The 21176-nt window shown below is 63.2% G+C and carries 20 protein-coding genes; 10 read left to right on the top strand and 10 right to left on the bottom strand.

What is annotated here, in order from left to right; translation table 11 throughout:
* Nucleotides 1–88 precede the first annotated feature (88 nt).
* The gene (locus LK03_RS04115; RefSeq protein ID WP_028693436.1) at nucleotides 89–1066 is read right to left on the bottom strand and encodes a dipeptidase; all 978 of its coding nucleotides are present in this window, start codon (nucleotides 1064–1066) and stop codon (nucleotides 89–91) included.
* Between the two features lie 289 nt (nucleotides 1067–1355).
* Here LK03_RS04115 and LK03_RS04120 point away from each other — a divergent pair, with 289 nt between their 5' ends.
* On the top strand, nucleotides 1356–1757 hold the full coding sequence (locus LK03_RS04120) for a lysozyme inhibitor LprI family protein (RefSeq protein WP_038411198.1): 402 nt from the start codon (nucleotides 1356–1358) through the stop codon (nucleotides 1755–1757).
* 18 nt (nucleotides 1758–1775) lie between these two features.
* Here the strand turns inward: LK03_RS04120 and LK03_RS04125 are convergent, their stop codons facing one another.
* Nucleotides 1776–2723 (bottom strand): GlxA family transcriptional regulator, encoded by a 948-nt coding sequence (locus LK03_RS04125; RefSeq protein WP_038411199.1) that lies wholly within the window; start codon nucleotides 2721–2723, stop codon nucleotides 1776–1778.
* 145 nt (nucleotides 2724–2868) lie between these two features.
* On the opposite strand from LK03_RS04125, the gene choX reads away from it, so the two are divergent.
* The 5 genes from choX to LK03_RS04150 all read left to right on the top strand — a co-directional run bounded on the left by choX (nucleotide 2869) and on the right by LK03_RS04150 (nucleotide 6901).
* Nucleotides 2869–3795 (top strand): choline ABC transporter substrate-binding protein, encoded by a 927-nt coding sequence (gene choX / locus LK03_RS04130; RefSeq protein ID WP_038411200.1) that lies wholly within the window; start codon nucleotides 2869–2871, stop codon nucleotides 3793–3795.
* A gap of 59 nt (nucleotides 3796–3854) precedes the next feature.
* Nucleotides 3855–4748 (top strand): 3-keto-5-aminohexanoate cleavage protein, encoded by an 894-nt coding sequence (locus LK03_RS04135; protein ID WP_038411201.1) that lies wholly within the window; start codon nucleotides 3855–3857, stop codon nucleotides 4746–4748.
* A 176-nt stretch (nucleotides 4749–4924) separates the two neighbouring features.
* Entirely contained in the window at nucleotides 4925–5890 is a 966-nt protein-coding gene (locus LK03_RS04140; protein WP_038411202.1) for an L-carnitine dehydrogenase, read from the top strand.
* 10 nt (nucleotides 5891–5900) lie between these two features.
* Nucleotides 5901–6377 carry a thioesterase family protein gene (locus tag LK03_RS04145; RefSeq protein ID WP_038411203.1) on the top strand — a complete coding sequence of 159 codons (477 nt, stop codon included), beginning with the start codon at nucleotides 5901–5903 and terminating at the stop codon, nucleotides 6375–6377.
* Between the two features lie 266 nt (nucleotides 6378–6643).
* A complete protein-coding gene (locus LK03_RS04150) occupies nucleotides 6644–6901 on the top strand; it encodes a hypothetical protein (protein WP_038411204.1) in 258 nt (85 codons plus the stop codon).
* A gap of 141 nt (nucleotides 6902–7042) precedes the next feature.
* On the opposite strand, the gene LK03_RS04155 is transcribed toward LK03_RS04150, so the two are convergent.
* Both LK03_RS04155 and LK03_RS04160 read right to left on the bottom strand, forming a co-directional pair.
* Nucleotides 7043–8149 carry a GlxA family transcriptional regulator gene (locus tag LK03_RS04155; RefSeq protein WP_038411205.1) on the bottom strand — a complete coding sequence of 369 codons (1107 nt, stop codon included), beginning with the start codon at nucleotides 8147–8149 and terminating at the stop codon, nucleotides 7043–7045.
* Nucleotides 8150–8536: 387 nt separating this feature from the next.
* A complete protein-coding gene (locus tag LK03_RS04160; protein WP_038411206.1) occupies nucleotides 8537–9916 on the bottom strand; it encodes an L-serine ammonia-lyase in 1380 nt (459 codons plus the stop codon).
* 450 nt (nucleotides 9917–10366) lie between these two features.
* On the opposite strand from LK03_RS04160, the gene LK03_RS04165 reads away from it, so the two are divergent.
* The 4 genes from LK03_RS04165 to LK03_RS04180 all read left to right on the top strand — a co-directional run bounded on the left by LK03_RS04165 (nucleotide 10367) and on the right by LK03_RS04180 (nucleotide 15781).
* Nucleotides 10367–11314: a choline ABC transporter substrate-binding protein gene (locus LK03_RS04165; RefSeq protein ID WP_038411207.1), complete on the top strand. Its 948-nt coding sequence runs from the start codon at nucleotides 10367–10369 to the stop codon at nucleotides 11312–11314.
* A 106-nt stretch (nucleotides 11315–11420) separates the two neighbouring features.
* Nucleotides 11421–12269, top strand: coding sequence for a choline ABC transporter permease subunit (choW, locus tag LK03_RS04170; protein ID WP_205621232.1), 849 nt, complete (start codon nucleotides 11421–11423; stop codon nucleotides 12267–12269).
* Entirely contained in the window at nucleotides 12266–13444 is a 1179-nt protein-coding gene (gene choV, locus LK03_RS04175; protein WP_038411209.1) for a choline ABC transporter ATP-binding protein, read from the top strand. Before choW ends, choV begins: the two co-directional genes overlap by 4 nt.
* A gap of 306 nt (nucleotides 13445–13750) precedes the next feature.
* Nucleotides 13751–15781, top strand: a complete 2031-nt coding sequence (locus LK03_RS04180; protein WP_038411210.1) for a TonB-dependent receptor domain-containing protein — start codon at nucleotides 13751–13753, stop codon at nucleotides 15779–15781.
* Between the two features lie 64 nt (nucleotides 15782–15845).
* Here the strand turns inward: LK03_RS04180 and hisF are convergent, their stop codons facing one another.
* The 6 genes from hisF to LK03_RS04210 all read right to left on the bottom strand — a co-directional run bounded on the left by hisF (nucleotide 15846) and on the right by LK03_RS04210 (nucleotide 20844).
* Nucleotides 15846–16616: an imidazole glycerol phosphate synthase subunit HisF gene (gene hisF, locus LK03_RS04185; RefSeq protein ID WP_038411211.1), complete on the bottom strand. Its 771-nt coding sequence runs from the start codon at nucleotides 16614–16616 to the stop codon at nucleotides 15846–15848.
* Nucleotides 16617–16705: 89 nt separating this feature from the next.
* Entirely contained in the window at nucleotides 16706–17455 is a 750-nt protein-coding gene (gene hisA / locus LK03_RS04190) for a 1-(5-phosphoribosyl)-5-[(5-phosphoribosylamino)methylideneamino]imidazole-4-carboxamide isomerase (RefSeq protein WP_038411212.1), read from the bottom strand.
* A gap of 100 nt (nucleotides 17456–17555) precedes the next feature.
* Nucleotides 17556–17816, bottom strand: coding sequence for a DUF2164 domain-containing protein (locus LK03_RS04195; RefSeq protein ID WP_038411213.1), 261 nt, complete (start codon nucleotides 17814–17816; stop codon nucleotides 17556–17558).
* Nucleotides 17816–18454 carry an imidazole glycerol phosphate synthase subunit HisH gene (gene hisH / locus LK03_RS04200; RefSeq protein WP_038411214.1) on the bottom strand — a complete coding sequence of 213 codons (639 nt, stop codon included), beginning with the start codon at nucleotides 18452–18454 and terminating at the stop codon, nucleotides 17816–17818. The genes LK03_RS04195 and hisH overlap by 1 nt, the downstream gene beginning before the upstream one ends.
* Nucleotides 18455–19048, bottom strand: coding sequence for an imidazoleglycerol-phosphate dehydratase HisB (gene hisB / locus LK03_RS04205; RefSeq protein WP_038411215.1), 594 nt, complete (start codon nucleotides 19046–19048; stop codon nucleotides 18455–18457).
* Between the two features lie 134 nt (nucleotides 19049–19182).
* Complete coding sequence (locus LK03_RS04210; protein WP_038411216.1) at nucleotides 19183–20844, bottom strand: OFA family MFS transporter; 1662 nt, start codon at nucleotides 20842–20844, stop codon at nucleotides 19183–19185.
* Between the last annotated feature and the right edge of the window lie 332 nt (nucleotides 20845–21176).

Here is a 21176-nt window from a genome sequence, read left to right on the forward strand (position 1 = left end):
GCGAAAAGCGAGACAGTGCCGAGGCACGGCGAGCTTTTCGTGAGGGCCTGACGCAGTGATCGACGCGCGCAGCAGGCCCCGGCAGTGCTCACTCGCCCCACACGTCCTTCAGAACGTTGACCCAGTTCTCACCCATGATCTTGCGTACCACGCGCTCGGAGTGGCCGCGCTTGAGCAGGGTCTCGGTCAGGTTGGGGAACTCGCCCACGGTGCGGATGCCCAGCGGGTTGATGATCTTGCCGAAGTTGGTCAGGCGGCGGGCGTAGCCCTTGTCGTGGGTCAGGTATTCGAAGAATTCCTTGCCATGGCCCTGGGTGAAGTCGGTACCGATACCGATCGCGTCTTCACCAACGATGTTCATGGTGTACTCGATGGCTTCGGCGTAGTCGTCGATGGTCGAGTCGATGCCCTTGGCCAGGAACGGCGCGAACATGGTCACACCAACGAAACCGCCGTGGTCGGCAATGAACTTCAGCTCTTCATCGGACTTGTTGCGCGGGTGCTCTTTCAGACCCGAAGGCAGGCAGTGCGAGTAGCACACCGGCTTCTTCGATTCGAGGATGACTTCTTCGGACGTCTTGGAGCCGACGTGGGACAGGTCGCACATGATGCCGACGCGGTTCATCTCGGCGACGATCTCGCGGCCGAAGCCCGACAGGCCGCCGTCACGCTCGTAGCAGCCGGTGCCGACCAGGTTCTGGGTGTTGTAGCACATCTGCACGATACCGACGCCCAGCTGCTTGAAGATCTCGACGTAGGCGATCTGGTCTTCGAACGCATGGGCGTTCTGGAAGCCGAAGAGGATGCCGGTCTTGCCCTGCTCCTTGGCCTTGCGGATGTCGGCGGTGGTGCGCACGGGGATGACCAGGTCGCTGTTTTCGCGAATCAGCTTCTGGCTGGCGGCGATGCTGTCGACGGTTGCCTTGAAGCCTTCCCAGACCGATACCGTGCAGTTGGCTGCCGTCAGACCGCCTTTGCGCATGTCTTCGAACAGTTCACGGTTCCACTTGGCGATGATCAGGCCGTCAATGATGATGCTGTCGGCGTGAAGTTCGGCTGGGCTCATCAGGCTGTCCCCTTTTATATAGTGAGCTCGCGCCAAACTGTCTGCCGGCGCTTTGGGGCCAGCATATGCCTGTCACTTGCGACGCCCCGATACAAAAACGACAGGGGGTTTGCCGAAAGCGTCAATGCCCGACAAAGGGCGCTCTGGCGCGGGTTGAGGCGATGAGAGCCAGTCTCGATAACGCCGCTGGAGGTCGCTTTTGATGAACATTCGTGGCCATGGGTTTCGCCGCCGTCAGCCCTCTGCGAGAATCCCCGGTCGAAGGCCCGGATGGCGTTGGAGAAAAGCGATGAAAGCAATGGTATGGCTGGTTCTGCTGGGCGTGATGACAGGTGCCCAGGCCGGTGAAGAAGACAGCACTCCGTGCGACAACGTCGACACCGAGCAACAGACGTACGCCTGCGCCGCATTCAACCGGCAGACCGCCGAACGCGAATTGAAGTCGGCATTCGACGACCTGCTGCAGCGCCTGCGCGAGCAGTACCCCAATCAGAGCAGCAAGGTCAGCGACTTGAGCGCCCGCCTGCAAGCCGCGCAAACCCAGTGGATGCAACTGCGCGACGCCGACTGCAAGTTGGAAACCTTCGCCGAGCAACCTGGCAGCAAGGCGTATGAAGCGGCGCTCAACACCTGCCTGGCGCAGCGCAGCGACGACCGCTCGGAATACCTGCAGTCGCTGGCCCAGCAATAACCCCCTGCCGCCGCCGACTCAGGCACCCAGTGCGCTGCGCCGGGCCTCGCGCGGGCAATGGCCGAAGCGGCGCTTATAGCAACGGGTGAAATACGAGGCCAGCTCGAAGCCGCAGGCCAGGCTGACCTGGGTCACGCTGAGGTCGCTCTGGCTGAGCAACTGGCGCGCCTTGTCGAGGCGGATGTTCAGGTACAGCCCGCTCGGCGTCTGCTTGAGGTGCAATTGGCACAACCGCTCGAGCTGGCGCCGCGTCACCCCCGCGGCATCGGCCAGGTGCTGGATATCCAGCGGCGTTTCGGTGTGCTTTTCCATCGCGCCAATCACCTGCACCAGCTTCTTGTTGCGCAGCCCGTAGCGGGCGGCGATCTCCATGCGCTGGTGATCCTGGCGCGGACGGATCCGGCCCAGCACGAACTGCTCGGAGACCTGCACGGCCAGTTCGCTGCCGTGGGCCTGGGCGATCAGGTCGAGCATCAGATCGATCGAGGCCGTGCCACCGGCGCAGGTGATACGCCGGCGGTCGATCTCGAACAGTTCCTGGGTCGCCTGCAAGCGCGGATAGCGCTCCTTGAATGCCTCCAGCGCTTCCCAGTGCACGGTGGCGCGGTGGCCGTCGAGCAGGCCGGCTTCAGCAAGGATCATTGCCCCGGTATCGATGCCGCCCAACACCACCCCAGCATGATCGAGCCGGCGCAGCGCCTGTTGAAGCGCCGGGGTGAAACTGCGCAGCGGCTCGAAACCTGCGACCACCAGCAGCAGCCGCGCCGACTCGCCCTGCCCCAGCGCCTGCTCGGCATTCACCGACATGCCGCTGCTGGCCTGCACCGCGCCGCCATCGAGGCTGAGCACCCGCCAGCGGTACAGCTCGCCGCGAAAACGGTTGGCCACCCGCAGCGGCTCGATGGCGCTGATGAAGCCCATGGCCGAGAAGCCCGGCACTAACAGCAAGTCGATGATTTCAGCCATCACGGCCTCCGCGACGCAGCTGGTCGCTACAGTGCAAATGTTGGTCGCCAGGGTGCGATTTCCCCGCGAACGGCCAGCGTAGCGTGTATTCACGGTCCACAGAGGCCGAACTACAAGAATTCAGTCCTGCCGATGGAGAGCCACCATGCCTCGCCCGATCAGCCGCAGTCTGTTGTCCCTTGCCGTGAGCACCCTGCTCGTTACCCCGCTGTACGCCGCCGAACCCGCCGTGTGCAAGAACGTGCGCCTGGGCGTGGTCAACTGGACCGACGTTATCGCCACCAGCGCCATGGCCAACGTTCTGCTCGATGACCTGGGTTACAGCACCAAGCAGACCAGCGCCTCGCAGCAGATCATCTTCGCCGGCATCCGCGACCAGCGCCTGGACATGTTCCTGGGCTACTGGAACCCGATCATGACCCAGACCATCACCCCGTTCGTCGATGCCGGGCAGGTCAAGGTGCTGGAAAAACCCAGCCTGGAAGACGCCCGCGCCACCCTCGCCGTACCCCAATACCTGGCCGACAAGGGCCTGAAAACCTTCGCCGACATCCACAAGTTCGAGAAAGAGCTGGGCGGCAAGATCTACGGCATCGAGCCTGGCTCGGGGGCCAATACGCAGATCAAGGCGATGATCGACAAGAACCAGTTCGGCCTGGGCAAATTCCAGCTGGTCGAGTCCAGCGAGGCGGGCATGCTCGCTGCCGTCGACCGCGCCGTGCGGCGCAACGAGCCGGTGGTGTTCTTCGGCTGGAAGCCGCACCCGATGAACGTCAACGTCAAGGGCGGCATGGTCTACCTATCAGGCAGTGAAGACGCTCTCGGCCCGGACGAAGGCCGCGCCACAGTGTGGACCGTCACCGCCCCCGACTACGCCCAGCGCTGCCCCAACGCCTACCGCCTGCTGAGCAACCTGACCTTCAGCGCCGAGGATGAGAGCCGCATGATGCAGCCGCTGCTCGAACGCAAGAACCCCCTCGAATCGGCCCGCCAGTGGCTCAAGGATCACCCGCAAGACAAAGCCCGCTGGCTCGAAGGCGTGACCACCTTCGATGGTAAGCCGGCGATCTGACTTCACTCATTGGCAGCGACGCTCCGTCCGCTCTGACCCCGCCCGATCAGGACATCCCCATGAACCACGAGATCATCCTCACCTGCGCCCTGACCGGCGCGGGCGACACCGCGAGCAAGAGTCATTTGGTACCGGTGACCCCCGAACAGATCGCCGCTGCTGCCGTGGAGGCGGCCAAGGCCGGCGCCACGGTGGTCCACTGCCACGTACGCGACCCGAACACCGGGCGCTTCAGCCGTGATGTGGCGCTGTACCGGGAAGTGATGGAACGCATCCGCGACGCCGATGTGGACATCATCGTCAACCTCACCGCCGGCATGGGCGGTGACCTGGAAATCGGCCCCGGCGAAACGCCGATGGAATTCGGTGCCGGCACCGACCTGATCGGCCCGCTGGAGCGCCTGGCCCACGTCGAAGCGCTGCTGCCGGAAATCTGCACCCTCGACTGCGGCACGCTCAACTTCGGCGACGGCAACTCGATCTACGTGTCGACCCCGGCGCAACTGCGCGCAGGCGCCAAGCGCATCACCGAGCTGGGAGTGAAGGCCGAGCTGGAAATCTTCGACACCGGCCACCTGTGGTTCGCCAAGCAGATGATCAAGGAAGGGTTGTTGCACGACCCGCTGTTCCAGCTGTGCCTGGGCATCCCCTGGGGCGCGCCGGCCGATACCGCGACCATGAAAGCGATGGTCGACAACCTGCCCACCGGCGCCACCTGGGCCGGCTTCGGCATCGGTCGCATGCAGATGCCCATGGCCGCCCAGGCGGTGCTGCTCGGCGGCAACGTACGGGTCGGACTGGAAGACAACCTGTACCTGGACCGCGGCGTGCTGGCCAGCAACGGCCAGTTGGTGGAACGCGCCGTAGAGATCATCAGCCGCCTCGGCGCCCGCGTCCTCACCCCCGCCGAAGGCCGCCAGAAAATGCAGTTGAAATCCCACCGCTCCCTGTAGGAGCGGCCGGTCCGGCGCTCCGGTGAGCCGCGATGGCCGGCAAAGCCGGCCCAATTCAACAAACGCCATAGGTCAGGTCGACTTCGCTCGCCTGGGTTGGGCCGGCTTTGCCGGCCATCGCGACTTGCCCGGAGCGCGGCCGGTCGTTCCTACAGGCGCACACCCGAGGATTCGTTATGCCCTTCATCACCCACATCAAAACCTTCGCCGCCCTCGGCAGCGGCGTCATCGGCAGCGGCTGGGTCGCCCGCGCGCTGGCCCATGGCCTCGACGTCATCGCCTGGGACCCCGCCCCCGGCGCCGAACAGGCCCTGCGCCAGCGCGTCGCCAACGCCTGGCCGGCGCTGGAAAAACAAGGCCTGGCAGCCGGCGCCGCGCAACACCGTCTGACCTTCGTCAGTTCCATCGAGGAATGCGTGCGCAACGCCGACTTCATTCAGGAAAGTGCCCCGGAACGCCTTGATCTGAAGCTCGACCTGCACGCGAAAATCAGCGCCGCCGCCAAGCCCGACGCCCTCATCGCCAGCAGCACGTCAGGGCTGCTGCCCAGTGAGTTCTACGAGTCGTCCAGCCACCCACAGCGCTGCATCGTCGGCCATCCGTTCAACCCGGTGTACCTGCTGCCGCTGGTGGAAATCGTCGGCGGCCGGCATACCGCGCCCGAGGCCATCGAGGCGGCGAAAGGCATCTACACCGAGCTGGGCATGCGCCCGCTGCATGTGCGCAAGGAAGTCCCCGGCTTCATCGCCGACCGCCTGCTCGAAGCGCTGTGGCGTGAAGCACTGCACTTGGTCAACGACGGTATCGCAACCACCGGCGAAATCGACGACGCAATCCGCTTCGGCGCCGGTCTGCGCTGGTCGTTCATGGGCACCTTCCTCACCTACACCCTGGCCGGTGGCGATGCCGGCATGCGCCATTTCATGCAGCAGTTCGGCCCGGCGCTGAAACTGCCGTGGACCTATCTGCCAGCGCCGGAACTGACCGAGCGGCTGATCGACGACGTGGTCGACGGCACCTCGGTGCAACTGGGCGAGCGCAGCATCGCAGAGCTCGAACGCTACCGCGACGACACCTTGCTGGCGGTGCTGGAGGCGATCGGCACCAGCAAGGCCAGGCATGGCATGACCTTCAGCGAATGAGGAGCACCCGATGCCCGCACTGATCACCTATCGCACCGAGGTTCAGGCCGACTGGGTCGACTACAACGGCCACCTGCGCGATGCCTACTACCTGCTGATCTTCAGCTACGCCACCGACGCCCTGATGGAGCGCATCGGCCTGGACGCCGACAGCCGCGGGCAGAGCGGCCACTCGCTGTTCACCCTGGAGGCTCACATCAACTACCTGCACGAAGTGAAGCTCGGCACCGAGGTGTGGGTGGAAACGCAGATCGTCGGCTTCGACCACAAACGCGTGCAGGTCTACCACAGCCTGCACCGCGCTGAGTTCGATGAGGCGCTGGCGGCCAGCGAGCAGATGCTCTTGCATGTCGACCTGGCCGGGCCGAGAGCGGCGCCGTTCGAGGCGTACAGCGTAACCGCGTTGCAGGCGCTGGACAGCGGACAGCACGACGCGCCACACCCTGTTCACAGGGCCCGCGCACTCGCTTTGCCGGTACGACGCTAAAGAGTTGCGGCTCTGCCGCTGAAAAAAATAACCCCGGAAAGCCGTGAGCATCCGGGGCCAAGAGCGAGCATCCACTGTGTGTGAGAGCGGGTGACCAAACCCGCTGGAAACCGTGAATGGGTTCAGTGTGCTGATTTGCGTGAGGGTGCAGTTAGCCGTAAACGACCTGTTCTTAGCCAAAGTTGCCACGTGCGCATTCTGCCCTTGCTGTGCTGTCGGGCAGGTCACAGAATCGGCTCAATGCTCACTGCCAGAGGACGACACACATGATGCACACCGACTTGATCGACCAGGACGACCTGCTTGGCCATCTGCGCGCACTGGGCTTCAGCATTCCCGCCGAGGCCACGGCCGACGAGGCTTGCGCCAAGGTCGTAGGGGGTTTGAATGAACCTAACGCCCGCGCACTGCGCGGCATGGTCGAGGACATGTACAAGGGCGGCGCGACCATTCTGCCAGCGGTGCGCCAGGCGATAGACAAACAATTGCTGCCAGCCCTGGCACAGTTTCAGCAGCGTGGCTGAAACTGTGGAGTGAGGCGCCGCTACGAGAGTGAGCGGCGCTCGGCAGGCGTTCGCGGGTAAACCACAACGGCGGGCTGTTCGCCCTCACAGGCTATCGAGCAGCGCTCAAGGCCTGCGGGGCCAAGGGTTCTGCTCGCGCCGTCAGAGCCTCACGCTGGCAAAGGTCGACTCGTTGCGCGCCTGGCTCAGCGCCGCCATGGGCCCGCTATGCGGCGACAGCACCATGGCCTGCGGGATTGGCATCATCGCCACCTGCTGGGTGGTGTTGGAGCCCACGCGCTCGTCACGCGGCGGAATGCCGAAGTATTCGCGGTAGCACTTGGAGAAGTGCGGGGTGGAGACAAAGCCGCAGACCGAGGCCACTTCGATGATCGACATCGGCGTCTGCTTGAGCAACTGACGCGCGCGGATCAGGCGTAGCTTGAGGTAATAGCGCGACGGCGAGCAATGCAGGTACTTCTGGAACAGCCGTTCGAGCTGACGACGCGACACCGACACGTACACCGCCAGTTCGTCGAGGTCGATCGGCTCTTCCAGGTTGGCTTCCATCAGCGCGACGATTTCCTGCAACTTCGGCTGGTTGGTGCCAAGCATGTGCTTGAGCGGCACGCGCTGGTGATCCTGTTCGTTGCGAATACGCTCGTAGACGAACATTTCCGAGATCGCCGCTGACAGCTCACGGCCATGATCGCGGCTGATCAGGTGCAGCATCATGTCCAGCGGCGCGGTGCCGCCAGAGCTGGTGAACCGGTTACGGTCGAGGGTGAACAGGCGCGTGCTCATGTTGACCCGCGGGAAGGCTTCTTGCATCGAAGCCAGACATTCCCAGTGCACGCTGCAATCGAAGCCGTCGAGCAAACCGGCACAGGCCAGCGCCCAGCTGCCGGTGCACACCGCACCCAGGCGGCGCGATTGGCGGGCCTGGGCCTGCAGCCAGGTGACGTGCTCGCGGGTCACGGTGCGCTGGATGCCGACGCCACCGCAGACGATCACCGTATCCATCGCTGGCGCGGCATGCATGGCCGCATCCGGGGTGATCTGCAGGCCATCGCTGGCCCACACCTGGCCGCCATCGAGGGTCAGGGTGTGCCAGCGATACAGTTCACGGCCCGACAGCTGGTTGGCCATGCGCAGCGGCTCGACCGCCGAGGCCAGGGAAATGAGGGTGAAGTTGTCCAGCAGGAGAAACCCGATGGATTGGGGTGCTGTGCGGTTCTGGGACTGGGTCCCGGAGGTGGACGACGACATCGTGATTCTCCTCACACAAATACAGGGTGTGCCTCAGGCGGGCACTGTTTCTTGTAATGGCCCCGGTTCGTTTGCGGGGCTTTTGCCAATTGCAACGCAATTGGCATGCCTGTTTTGGATGTTCGTTCAACAAAGCCCAAAAACGACCTCAACGTCAGTCAATATGGGCTTTTCTCATAAGCTTGTAGGAAAAGGTAAAGCAGCGTCCTAGCGCGTTTGCTTCTATGCACTGAGCATTTCGGTAGCACTCGTGGGAAACATGTCCAGAAACGACATCATCAAGTGTCACCGACCAGTGCGCCGGCAGCGGTAACAAGTACCGGCCGGCGCGTTACTGGCGTGTTCCAGATTGGGGCAATCAGACCCGTTTGGCGTCAAATCCGGGCATCAGCATTCGATGGCGCTGACGGCCAGGCCGCCGCGAGAGGTCTCTTTGTATTTGTCATGCATGTCGGCGCCGGTGTCACGCATGGTGCGGATCACCTGGTCGAGGGAAATGAAGTGTTCGCCGTCGCCGCGCAGCGCCATCTGCACCGCATTGATCGCCTTCACTGCTGCGATGGCGTTGCGCTCGATGCACGGCACCTGCACCAACCCGCCGACCGGGTCGCAGGTCAGACCCAGGTTGTGTTCCAGGGCGATCTCGGCGGCGTTTTCGACTTGCGGCGGGGTGCCGCCCAGAATATCCGCAAGACCTGCCGCCGCCATGGCGCACGCCGAACCGACCTCGCCCTGGCAACCCACTTCGGCACCGGAGATCGACGCGTTCTTCTTGCACAGGATGCCGACCGCCGCGGCGGCCAGCAGGTAGTCGACCACGTTGCTTTCGTCGACCACGTCGGAGAAGCGCATGTAGTAATGCAGCACCGCCGGAATGATGCCCGCCGCGCCGTTGGTGGGGGCCGTGACCATACGCCCGCCGGCGGCGTTCTCTTCGTTGACCGCCAGGGCGAACAGGTTGACCCACTCCATGGCGCTCATGGTTGAGCCGATGACATTGGGCTTGCCGATTTCCTGCAGGTTGCGGTGCAGCTTGGCCGCACGGCGGCGCACGTTGAGTCCGCCAGGCAGTGTGCCTTCGTATTTCAGGCCGTTGTTCACGCATTCCTGCATGGCGCGCCAGAGTTTCAACAGCCCGGCGCGGATGTCTTCCTCGCTGCGCCAGGTCAGCTCGTTGGCCATCATCAGTTGCGACACGCGCATGTCGTTTTTCTTGCACAGCTCGAGCAGTTCGGCGGCGCTGTTGAAATCGTACGGCAGCACGGTCTGGTCAGCGTCAAGCACGCCGCTTGCAGCCTGCGCGGCATCGACCACGAAGCCGCCGCCGACCGAGTAGTAGGTGTCCTCGTGCAGCAGATCACCGTCCTGGGCGTAGGCGACCAGGGTCATGGCGTTGGGGTGGTACGGCAGGTTCTCGTCGAGCAGCAGCATGTCGCGCTCCCAGCGAAACTCGATGGGCAGGCGGCTATCGAGCTGCAGGGTGTTGGTTTCGCGCAATTCGCTGATGCGTGGGCCGATCAGGGTCGGGTCGATCTGATCGGGCCATTCGCCCATCAAGCCCATGATGGTGGCGTTGTCGGTGCCGTGGCCGACGCCGGTGGCCGACAGCGAGCCATACAGGCGCACCTCGACGCGGCTGACCTGCTGCAGTTCGTCACGTTCGCGCAGTCCCTGCACGAACAACGCGCCGGCGCGCATGGGGCCGACGGTGTGGGAGCTGGAAGGCCCGACACCAATCTTGAACAGGTCGAACACGCTGATGGCCATTGTCGAATCACCTCTTGATGGGCTTGTCTGCACGCGTCGTTGCGTGCCGTGATGCGTCCGCCAGGCTGCGGACGACCACTGTGAATGCGCGCATCATCGGACTTTTGTCCTACAGTTCGCCGTCTGCAACGGACGTACTTTTGTCCACCAGCGCCCCGGATGGACGCCGCTGCAGGCCCCTGGCACGGGCGCTTTCGGAGCGCCGGATGCCGCAAAAGCGCCCTCGGACGGGCAGAACAATCTCTAAGCGACATCGCACATACTGGATACGACCTGTGCTGCACTGGATACGACCCTGGCAGTAGGCGAATGCCGACCGCTGGAGGATTATCGAAAGCGACTCGTATTGCACGGCCCCGCAACCTGCCCTCTGCAGGCCTGGACGATCGAAGCCCGAAGAAGGCTCGACGACCCTCGCGAACCCGAAGACAAAATTAATGGAGTCCACCCATGAAAGCCTCACCCTCGCTGTTGCTGGCCGCGTTGTTAGCCACACCGCTGCTGGCCCAGGCCGCCGAGCCCGAACAGTGCCAGACGGTACGTTTTTCGGACGTCGGCTGGACTGACATCACCGTCACCACCGCTGTCACCACCGCCGTTCTCGAAGCCTTGGGCTACAAGACCAAGACCACGATGATTTCGGTACCTGTCACCTACAAATCCCTCGCCTCCGGCAAAGACCTCGACGTGTTCCTCGGCAACTGGATGCCGACCATGGAGAACGACATCAAGGCCTATCGCGATGCCGGCACCGTCGAAACCCTGCGTCCCAATCTGGAAAACGCCAAATACACCCTCGCGGTCTCGCAGTCGCTGTACGACAAGGGCCTGAAAGACTTTTCCGATATCGCCAAATTCAAGAACGAGCTGGGCGCCAAGCTGTATGGCATCGAGCCTGGCAACGATGGCAACCGCACCATCCAGAGCATGATCGACAAGAACGCCTTTGGCCTGAAGGACGCCGGCTTCAAGCTGGTGCAGTCGAGTGAGGCCGGCATGCTGACCGCCGTCGAGCGGGCCAAGCGGCAGAACGAAGGCGTGGTGTTCCTCGGCTGGGAACCGCACCCGATGAACAAACGCTTCCAGATGCAGTACCTGACCGGCGGCGACGACTTCTTCGGCCCTGACTTCGGCAAGGCCACCGTCTACACCAACACCCGCAAGGGCTACGCACAGGAGTGCAGCAACGTCGGGAAGCTGCTGAACAACCTGTCGTTCACCCTGGACATGGAAAGCACCCTGATGGGCAAGGTGCTGGACGACAAGATGAAACCCAATGCCGCTGCGCAAGCGTGGCTGAAGAACAATCCTCAAGTGCTCGACACCTGGCTGGCCGGGGTGACGACCGTCGATGGCAAACCGGGACTGGAGGCGGCCAAGGCCAAGCTGACGCAATAACGAAAGTCGCAATAGCAGGCGGTCTGCCCAGGCCGTCAGGCACTACCGCGGGGCGGGACCGTGCCCTCCCCGGACTGATTTCAATCTTTGCAGGTGGAAGCTCGCTATCATGCTCATCGATCAGAAAATACCGCTAGGCCAGTACATGGCAACCTTCGTCGAGTGGCTGACGCAAATCGGCGCCAACTACTTCGACGCCATCGCCCAAGGCCTGGAGTTCATGATTTACGGGGTCACCAGTGCCCTGACCTGGTTCAACCCCTTCGTGCTCATCGCCATCTTCGCCGCGCTCGCGCACCTGATTCAGCGCCGAGTCGCCCTCACCGTATTCGTTGCCGCCTCGTTCCTGCTGATCCTCAACCTGGGGTACTGGCAGGAAACCATGGAGACCCTCGCCCAGGTCACCTTCGCCACCGTGGTGTGTGTCGCCATCGGCGTACCGCTGGGTATCGTCGCCGCGCACAAACCGATGTTCTACACCGCCCTGCGCCCGGTCCTCGACCTGATGCAGACCGTGCCGACCTTCGTCTACCTGATCCCCACCCTGACCTTGTTCGGTCTGGGCGTGGTGCCGGGGCTGATCTCCACCGTGGTGTTCGCCATCGCCGCGCCGATTCGCCTGACCTACCTGGGCATCTGCGACGTACCCCAGGAACTGATGGACGCCGGCAAGGCCTTCGGCTGCTCGCGCCGTCAACTGCTGACCCGTATCGAACTGCCACACGCCATGCCCAGCATCGCGGCCGGCGTGACCCAATGCATCATGCTGTCGCTGTCGATGGTGGTGATTGCCGCGCTGGTCGGTGCCGATGGCCTCGGCAAGCCGGTGGTCAACGCGCTGAACACCGCCGACATTTCCCTGGGCTTCGAAGCGGGCCTGGCGATCGTCCTGCTGGCGATCATGCTCGACCGTATCTGCAAGCAACCGGAGCTGCCGGCTAGGAGTGAAGCATGAGCATCATTCGATTCGAAGACGTCGACGTCATCTTCTCCAACAAGCCGCGCGAAGCGTTGTCACTGCTCGACCAAGGCAAGACCCGCGAGCAGATTCTCAAGCAGACCGGCCTGGTGGTCGGTGTCGAAAAAGCCAACCTGGACATCAACAAGGGCGAGATCTGCGTGCTGATGGGCCTGTCCGGCTCGGGCAAGTCGAGCCTGCTGCGCTGCATCAACGGCTTGAACACCGTCAGCCGCGGCAAGCTGTTCGTCGAGCATGAAGGCAATCACATCGATATCGCCCACTGCTCCGCCGCCGAGCTGAAGATGATGCGCACCAAGCGTATCGCCATGGTGTTCCAGAAGTTCGCCCTGATGCCGTGGCTGACCGTGCGCGAGAACATCAGCTTCGGCCTGGAAATGCAGGGCCGCCCCGAGAAGGACCGGCGCAAGCTGGTGGATGAAAAGCTCGAGCTGGTGGGCCTGACCCAGTGGCGCAACAAGAAACCCGATGAACTCTCGGGCGGCATGCAGCAGCGTGTGGGCCTGGCCCGGGCGCTGGCGATGGACGCCGACATCCTGCTGATGGACGAACCGTTCTCCGCCCTCGACCCGCTGATCCGCCAGGGCCTGCAGGATGAGCTGCTGGAACTGCAACGCAAGCTGGCCAAGACCATCGTCTTCGTCAGCCACGACCTGGACGAAGCGCTCAAGCTCGGCACGCGCATCGCCATCATGAAAGATGGTCGGATCATCCAGTACAGCAAGCCGGAAGAAATCGTCCTCAACCCGGCCGACGAATACGTGCGCACCTTCGTCGCCCACACCAACCCACTCAACGTGCTGTGCGGCCGCAGCCTGATGCGCACCGTCGACCAGTGCAAACGCATCAACGGTTCGGTGTGCCTTGACCCTGGCGAAGATGCCTGGCTCGACCTGGGCGAAGGCGGCTCGCTGCAACGCGCCCGCCAAGGCCAGAATGGCCTGGACATGCAGCACTGGGCACCGGGGCAGGATGTCGAAACCCTCGGCCGCCGCCCGACCGTAGTGCACGCCGACATCGGCATGCGCGAAGCCTTGCAGATCCGTTACCACACGGGCAACAAGCTGGTCCTGCAAGACAACGACCGTGTGGTGGGGATTCTCGGGGACACCGAGCTGTATCACGCGCTGCTGGGCAAGAACCACGGTTGACCTTCATGACCTGAAGAGCTTCGCGGCTAAACTGCGGCGGCGGCCCATCCGCCGCTGCGGTTCAGCCGCGATAGGGCCGCAAAGCGGCCCCTCCCTTACCTCCCCCCCGCAACACCCCGTAACTTCCCCTCCCACCCCCCAATCCCAGTGAACACCGCGAACTAGAGCGGCTGCCACCCCTCAGCTCTCCGACACAAATTTTCATATAAATTTCTTGAAACTCAATAACTTACGAATAAATCACGAAACGTTCTCATTTTCACTAACATCCCGGCCCACTTCCTGACTACGAAGGATTGGCCCGCAATGAACCCTCCTGCTTTACCCCTCGGTCTGCTCGCTGTTGCCCTCTTCACTCCACTCACCCATGCCACGCAAGTCCCAGAGCCGCCGGAAAAGGCCGTCGCTGAACTGGAAATGTCGTTCATCACTGCCAGCGGCGGCGGCACTGACGTGCGCGATGCGCCGGCCAGCGTCAGCGTCATTACCCGTGAAGAAATCGAGCGCCAACCGGTGCACGACCTCAATACCCTGCTGCGGCGCCTGCCCGGTGTGACAGGCGGGTTCGGGCCGGTGGGCGAGCAATCGAAAATCAAGCTGCGCGGGCTGGACGACAAGTACACGCTGATTCTGGTGGACGGCAAGCGCATGGGCAGCTCAGCCGATACCCATTACCGGCGAGACCTGGGTCGCCAGGACCTGAACTGGATTTCGCCGAACATGATCGAGCGCATCGAAGTGGTTCGCGGCCCGATGTCTTCGCTGTATGGCTCCGATGCCATGGGTGGGGTAATCAACATCATCACGCGCAAGGTGTCACGAACCTGGAGTGGGTCGCTGGAGGCCAATACCACGATTCCAGAGAACAGCGATCGCGGTCAGACCCAGCAGACCAGCGTCAACCTGTCGGGTCCGCTCAGTGAATCGATCGGCCTGCGCCTGGGCGGCAACGTCACTCGCCGCGCCAGCGACGAGGTGCGACCTCGCCTGGATGCCCTCGGCGATCCGTTGAGCAATGACGGCGCCGGTGGGGCGAAGGATCGAAGCGCCAACGCCTTGCTCGACTGGCGTGTGAATGGGGACCACAGCGTCTCCTTCGAGGTCAGCCAGGGAGTCGAACGGGCCTGGGCGTCGGATATGCCTGAGTCGCAGATCAGCGCGTTCGGGGCCGGGCAGTTGACCCGCGAAAGCTATGCCACGTCCTACAACGGTGACTTGGGCTTTGCAACAGCACGGCTCGATGCCTACCTGAACCGCTTCAAGAACAAGATCAGTGCAGAAAAAGCCCATTCCGAGGAGAAGATCGTCGAGGGCAGCCTGACGATGCCCCTTGAGTGGCAATTCAACCAGCGCCTGACCGTAGGCAGCCAATGGATGCGTGAGTCGCTGACCAACACCCGAACCCTCGGCACCGTGCCCGTCGACTACCAGGGCCAGCCGGTTTCAGGTTCCAGCTACCAACGCACCAACTGGGCCGCGTTCATCGAGAACGAGATCTTCCTGCTCGATAACCTTTCACTGACGCTGGGCAATCGCTTCGATCACAACGACACCTATGGCAATCACCACAGCCCGCGGGCCTATGTGGTCTACCACCCGCACCCTGACTGGACGCTTCGCGGCGGCATTTCCAAGGGCTTTCGTGCACCGAATCTGAAGGAGGGAAGCGCGGGCGCAGCCACGTTTTCGAAGGGTCGCGGCTGCACATCCTTGCGGCCGTTGGGTTATGTCACGGGCGGTTGCTGGATGGCCGGCAACCCCAACCTGCGTCCGGAAACCAGCATCAGCAAGGAAATGGGCGTGGCCTATGATTTCGATGACTGGCAGGCAGGCCTGACCTACTTCCACACCGACTTCAGGAACAAGATCGACTACGCGCCCAAAGGGTTCCATGAAGGCCGGTGGTGGACCTTGCTGGAGAACGCAGAGAAGGCGCGTACTCGCGGCTGGGAAGGCTCGTTCAGCGTACCGCTGATCGCTGACCGCGTGACGTGGCGCAGCAATGCTACCTACCTGCTGGAAAGCCGCAACCTTTCCACCGGCAAGGACCTGATCAGCGCACCCAAGCTGTCGCTGTACAGCGCCCTGGACTGGCAGATCGACAGCCGTTTCAATGCTGAACTGGCCGCGCAGCATGTCGGAAAACAGCGCGGCGTGGCCACTGATTTCCTGAAGTCGTACACCACGTATGACCTGACTGGCGTATGGACGGCCAGCAGTTGGCTGACGGTCAAGGCCGGTATCCAGAACCTGCTCGATGAAGATGCACGAGACGACGCCACGCAGTTTTACGTACCGGGACGGGCGTATTTCGTGGGGGCAACGACCTACTTCTGAAGCTGGGCAACAGGCCCGTGCCAAAGGGCACGGGCCTGAGCTGAAGCGCTGCGCGAGGGGTGGCTCAGCGTACGACGATGCCGCGCGAGGCCATATACGCCTTGGCCTCAGGCACGGTGTATTCGCCGAAGTGGAAAATGCTCGCCGCCAGCACCGCGCTGGCATGGCCTTCGAGGATGCCGTCGGCCAGGTGCTGCAGGTTGCCGACACCGCCCGAGGCGATCACCGGGATGCCCAGCGCATCGCTGATGGCACGGGTCACGCCAAGGTCGAAGCCGCTCTTCATGCCGTCCTGATCCATGCTGGTCAGGAGAATCTCCCCCGCCCCCAGCGCTTCCATCTTCTTCGCCCACTCCACCGCATCGAGCCCCGTCGGCTTGCGACCACCGTGGGTGAAGATTTCCCAGCGCGGGGTTTCTCCGGCGCCACTGACCTTCTTGGCATCGATGGCCACGACGATGCACTGCGAGCCAAAGCGCTCGGCCGCCTCACCGACGAACTCGGGGTTGAACACTGCGGCGGTGTTGATCGACACCTTGTCGGCACCGGCGTTGAGCAGGTTGCGGATATCCTGCACGCTGCGCACGCCACCGCCGACGGTCAGCGGAATGAACACCTGGCTGGCCATGCGCTCGACGGTGTGCAGCGTGGTGTCACGGCCATCGACGCTGGCGGTGATGTCGAGGAAAGTGATTTCGTCGGCGCCCTGTTCGTTGTAGCGACGGGCGATTTCCACCGGGTCACCGGCATCACGGATGTTCTCGAACTTGACGCCCTTGACCACCCGGCCGTTGTCCACGTCCAGGCAAGGGATGATGCGTTTCGCTAAAGCCATCGGGGGGCTCCTGAGGAGCAGCTACAAGTTGTCAGCTACAAGCGGCAAGAAGAAGCGCTGCGGTTCGGCTTCTTCTTGCAGCTTTGCGCTTACAGCTCGCGGCTGCCTTGGAATTGGTCGCAGAAGGCCTGGGCTTCGGCGACGTCGAGGGTGCCTTCGTAGATCGCACGGCCGGTGATGGCGCCGATGATGCCGGGGGCCTTGGCGTCCAGCAGGGCCTTGATGTCGCCCAGGTTATGGATGCCGCCCGAGGCGATCACTGGAATGCGCGTAGCTTCGGCCAGGGCCTTGGTGAAGGGCACGTTGCAGCCCTGCATCATGCCGTCCTTGGCGATGTCGGTGTAGACGATGGCCGAGACGCCATCGGCCTCGAAGCGCTTGGCCAGGTCGATCACCTGCACCGTGCTGACTTCGGCCCAGCCGTCAGTGGCGACGAAACCGTCCTTGGCATCCAGGCCGACGATGACCTTGCCCGGGAAAGCCTTGCACGCTTCGGCGACGAACTCGGGCTGCTTGACCGCCTTGGTGCCGATGATCACATAGCTGACGCCGGCCTTGACGTAGTGCTCGATGGTTTCCAGCGAGCGGATGCCGCCGCCGATCTGGATCGGCAGGCTCGGGTAGCGTTGGGCAATCGCCGTGACCACTTCACCGTTGACCGGCTGGCCTTCGAAGGCTCCGTTGAGGTCGACCAGGTGCAGGCGACGGCACCCCCCCTCGACCCACTTGGCGGCCATGCTCACCGGGTCATCGGAGAACACCGTGGAATCTTCCATACGGCCCTGGCGCAGACGCACGCATGCGCCGTCCTTCAAATCGATAGCGGGAATAATCAGCATGCTCTTTCCTTTGGAGCGGCAAGCTGCAAGCGACAAGCTGCAAGCAGTGCGCACTGTATTTCAGATCAGTGATCGAGCTTCGGCTTCAAGCGTGCAGCTCTCAGTTCTTTTCCAACGCCCATACGTCGCTTTCGATGCTCTCGAAGCGCTCCTTCAAGTGCAACTGAACATCGGCGATGGCGCGGTTGTAGTAATGCGGCGCGATGTCCTTGCTGAACACCTCGAGCAGCTCGGCAACCTCGAACGAACCCAGTTGCAACTCGAACCGATCTTCGACGAAGCGCTTGAGCGTATCGAGCGCTTCACGCTCCTGCTCGGGCGCCAAGGTGAGGATCGGAGCCTTGTTGCGCGCGCCAGCCATTACCAGCGCCCATCCCAGGCGATGAAGTTCTGCAGCAGTTGCAGGCCATGGGTGTGGCTTTTCTCAGGGTGGAACTGCACGGCGAAGCGCGAACCGTCGGCCAGCGCGGCGGCGAAATCGACACCGTAGTGGCCACGGCCGACCACCTGGCCTGGCTTGCCGGCATTGATGTAATAGCTGTGCACGAAGTAGAAGCGCGCCTGGTCGGGAATGTCGTGCCACAGCGGGTGGGCCATGGCCTGGCTGACTTCGTTCCAGCCCATGTGCGGCACCTTGAGGTGCTCGCCGTGTTCCTGGGTCGACTTGTCGAACAGTTTCACCTGGCCGGGGAACAGGCCGATGCAGTCGACGCCGTGGTTCTCTTCGCTGTGTTCGAGCAGCGCCTGCATGCCCACGCAGATGCCGAGGAACGGGCGATCGACGCTGACTTCACGTACCAGGCTGTCGAAGCCCAGGCGACGGATTTCCGCCATGCAGTCGCGAATCGCACCGACGCCTGGGAACACCACGCGGTCGGCCTCGCGGATCACCGCCGCATCGCTGGTGACCAGCACCTTGCCGGCACCGACGTGCTCCAGCGCCTTGGCCACCGAGTGCAGGTTGCCCATGCCGTAGTCGATTACCGCTACCGTCTGCATTTACAGGCATCCCTTGGTCGATGGCATTTGTCCGGCCATGCGCGCGTCCTGCTCGACGGCCATGCGCAGCGCGCGGCCGAAGGCCTTGAACACGGTTTCGATCTGGTGGTGGGTGTTGTGCCCGCGCAGGTTGTCGATGTGCAGGGTCACCAGGGCGTGGTTGACGAAGCCCTGGAAGAATTCCTGGAACAGGTCGACATCGAAGCCGCCAACGCTGGCGCGGGTATAGGGCACGTTCATCTGCAGGCCGGGACGGCCGGAGAAGTCGATGACCACGCGCGACAGCGCTTCATCCAACGGCACGTAGGCATGGCCGTAGCGGAAGATGCCTTTCTTGTCGCCGATGGCCTTGGCGAAGGCCTGGCCGAGGGTGATGCCGACGTCTTCGACGGTGTGGTGATCGTCGATATGCAGGTCGCCCTTGCACTCGATGTCGAGGTCGATCAGCCCATGGCGGGCGATCTGGTCGAGCATGTGTTCAAGGAACGGCACGCCGATATCGAATCGGGCCTTGCCCGTACCATCCAGGTTGATCGAGGCCTTGACCTGGGTTTCCAGGGTGTTGCGCTCGACCGAAGCGATACGTTCAACCATCACCAGCTCCGCAAAATCATTGGGCGAAAGGGCGCCATTATAGGCCCAGATCGTGCTGGCTTGGAACGCGAATGACAGAGGGTACGTCGTGTATCGGTGGGGGCGGACGGCCCGCCCCCACGCTCAGACGACGATCAGTGGAACAGCACCGCCGTTTTCTGCAGGGTGATCCACACGCCCCAGGCCAGTGGAATCACCACCACGGCCCAGGCCAGGATCACCAGCGGCGCGCTGCCGGACGCGGCTTTCCATTCCAGCGACTGCGCGCCATCGGCGCCTTTGTCGTGGCTCAGGGCGCGCTCGGCGGCAAGCTCGGCGTCGGTCATGAAGTGCTTGTCGGCCACCGGGCGAATCAGCGCGTTGCAGAAGAAGCCCAGCACCAGCAGCCCGGCGAGGATGTACAGGGTCATGTCATAGGCCGCAGCCCGCTCGACACCGGCCGCCAGCTGCGACTCACGCAGGTAGGTGATCAGCACCGGGCCCAACACCCCGGCAGCCGCCCAGGCGGTCAGCAGACGCCCGTGGATCGCACCGACCATCTGTGTGCCGAACAGGTCGGCCAGGTACGCCGGCACGGTGGCAAAACCGCCGCCGTACATCGACAGGATGATGCAGAACGCCGCCACGAACAGCGCAACGTTGCCGATGTGGCCCATGTTCGGCACCAGGCTGTACAGCGCAACGCCCAGGGCGAAGAAGGCGAAGTAGGTGTTCTTGCGGCCGATGTAGTCAGAGAACGACGCCCAGAAGAAGCGCCCGCCGATGTTGAACAGGCTGAGCAGGCCGGTGAAGCCTGCGGCAATCGCGGCGATCTGTGCCAGTTGCCCGGCGTCCAGCTCGCTGAAGCTCAGGCCGTTGCCCAGCAGCTTGCCGGCGAACACTTCCTGCAACAGCGGCGAGGCCATGCCGATGATGCCGATACCGGCCGACACGTTCAGGCACAGCACCAGCCACACCAGGGCGAACTGCGGGGTTTTCCACGCCACGCTGACATGCACGTGACGGTCGGTGACCATGGTGTTGCCGGCTTTTTTCGCAGGGGGCACCCAGCCCTCGGGTTTCCAGCCGGTCGGCGGTACGCGGTAGGTCAGCGCGCCGGCGACCATGAACACGAAGTAGATCGCCGCCATGACCATGAAGCTCTGCCAGACACCGACGTCCTGACCGTTGGCAAAATGCCCCATCAGCGCAGTGGCCAGAGGCGCACCGACCATCGCACCGCCGCCAAAGCCCATGATCGCCATGCCGGTGGCCATGCCGCGTTTGTCCGGGAACCACTTGATCAGGGTCGAGACCGGCGAAATGTAGCCCAGGCCAAGACCGATACCGCCGATCACCCCCGAGCCCAGCCACATCAGCCACAGTTGGTGGGTCTTCACGCCGATCGCCGAGATCAGCATGCCGCCGCACCAGCACAGCGCCGACACCAGGCCAGCCTTGCGCGGGCCGGCGTGTTCCAGCCAGCCGCCAAGCACGGCGGCCGAGCAGCCGAGGAAGACGAAGAACAGGGTGTAGATCCAGCTGAGCATCGAGATCGGCCAGTCACACTCGGTGGTGAACAGCTTGGCGACGAAGCTCATGTCCGGCGAGCAGGCGATCGGCGCGGTAATGCCCAGCGACTGCGACAGCGGCAGCCAGAACACCGAGAAGCCGTAGGCCATGCCGATACACAGGTGGATGGCCAAGGCTGCTGGCGGTACCAGCCAGCGGTTGAAGCCGGGGCGCGCGATGATGCGCTCCTTGGACAGGAAGCTCGGCGCAGAGGCCGGGCGTCCCGCAGTCGTGCTGCTAGACATAGGTCGTTCCTTTTATAGTTGGCTGCATTCGCCGATTGAATGCCCGGCTCTGGGTGGCTGCACGCGGGGTGCCACCGGCCGTTTAAGGCAACGCCCGCGACAAAGGGTCGCGGGCGCTACGAACACGCTGCAAGGGTAGCAGTTGCAGAGGCCGATGAGATCATCCTGCCATCGTTATTTCTGGCCGATCTGCACCGCGACTGAACTGCACCGGGGCAGACTGTCGAACTGGGCAGGGGAAAAACATCCTGACAATGGATCGCTTTCGCGCCGGACAGACAGGGAGGCCCACCACGGCGCTATACTCTGCGGTTCGAATTTTCCAACACTGA

Source organism: Pseudomonas cremoricolorata, from assembly GCF_000759535.1.
In the GTDB taxonomy this organism is placed as follows: domain Bacteria; phylum Pseudomonadota; class Gammaproteobacteria; order Pseudomonadales; family Pseudomonadaceae; genus Aquipseudomonas; species Aquipseudomonas cremoricolorata_A.